The sequence below is a fragment of the Dietzia sp. SYD-A1 genome, assembly GCF_015356725.1.
Lineage (GTDB): Bacteria > Actinomycetota > Actinomycetes > Mycobacteriales > Mycobacteriaceae > Dietzia.
Genome location: NZ_JADDKI010000291.1, coordinates 1 through 1,082, shown reverse-complemented (window position 1 = coordinate 1,082; position 1,082 = coordinate 1). Strand labels below are relative to the sequence as shown.

1 protein-coding gene is annotated in these 1,082 nt (G+C 74.2%); it reads left to right on the top strand.

What is annotated here, in order from left to right; translation table 11 throughout:
• The coding region (locus IY392_RS12245) for an arabinofuranosyltransferase (protein WP_194861365.1) at positions 1–1,082 on the top strand (1,082 nt) is incomplete at both ends.

Sequence of the window (1,082 nt, the reverse complement as noted above, 5' to 3'; positions counted from 1 at the left end):
GGGCCGGACTGGTCCGGGTGGGCAAGCTGGCCGCCCCCACGGGGTCGGCCCTGCTGGTGGCCTCCACGCTCGGCATCCCGCTCGCGGCGTCCCGGCTGTACCTGCACGGCGTGAGCGTGGACCAGGAGTTCCGAACCCAGTTCCTCGGCCGCTCGGCGACCTCGCTGGGCCTGCCCGACATGGCCTACGCCGACCTGCCGTCGTTCTATCCGTCGGGGTGGTTCTGGCTGGGCGGGCGCTTCGCGAACCTCGTCGGCCTGGAGGGTTGGGCCGCCTACAAGCCCTGGTCGATCCTGTCGATGGCGATCGCCGCCGCACTGGTGACCGTGCTCTGGACCCGCCTGTTGCGCACCGACCTCGGTGCGGTGGTCGGCGTGTCCTCGACGGCGGTGATGCTGGCCTACGGGTCCCCCGAGCCCTACGGGGCGGTCGTGGCCCTGTTCATCCCGCCGATGCTGATCCTGGCCTGGCACGCCGTCGCCCCGACCGCCCCGCACGCCGGCCGCGGCGCCGCGCTGGCCACCACCCTGTTCCTCGGAGCCTCGGCCAGCACGTACACGCTGTACACGGGCCTGGCCGCGGGCACCGTGGTCCTCATGGCGGTCGTCTCGACCGTCGCCGCGATCCTGCGCCGCCGTGCCCGCGGTCCGGAGGACTCCTCGACGGCCCCGTTCCCGCTATGGCTGCCCACGGCCCGCCTCGCCGCGATCGGGGTGGGGTCGATCCTCCTCGCCCTGGTGGTGTGGGCGCCCTACCTCCTCGCCGCCTCGCGCGGCGCCCCGGCGGACTCCGGGACCGCCATGCACTACCTCCCGGACGCCGGCGCCCGCCTGCCGCTACCCATGACCGCGGGCGGCCTCACGGGGTGGGTGTGTCTGGCCGGGCTGGTGTGGATCGTCGCCCGGGCGTGGACCTCACGTCGCGCGCAGGCTCTGGGCCTGGGCGTGGTCGCCGTGTACCTGTGGAGCCTGGCGTCGATGGCGGTCACCGTCCTGGGCACCACGATGCTGGGCTTCCGGCTCGAGCCGGTGCTCATCGTGCTGCTGGTGGTGGCCGGGGTGTTCGCGATCGCCGACCTGGCG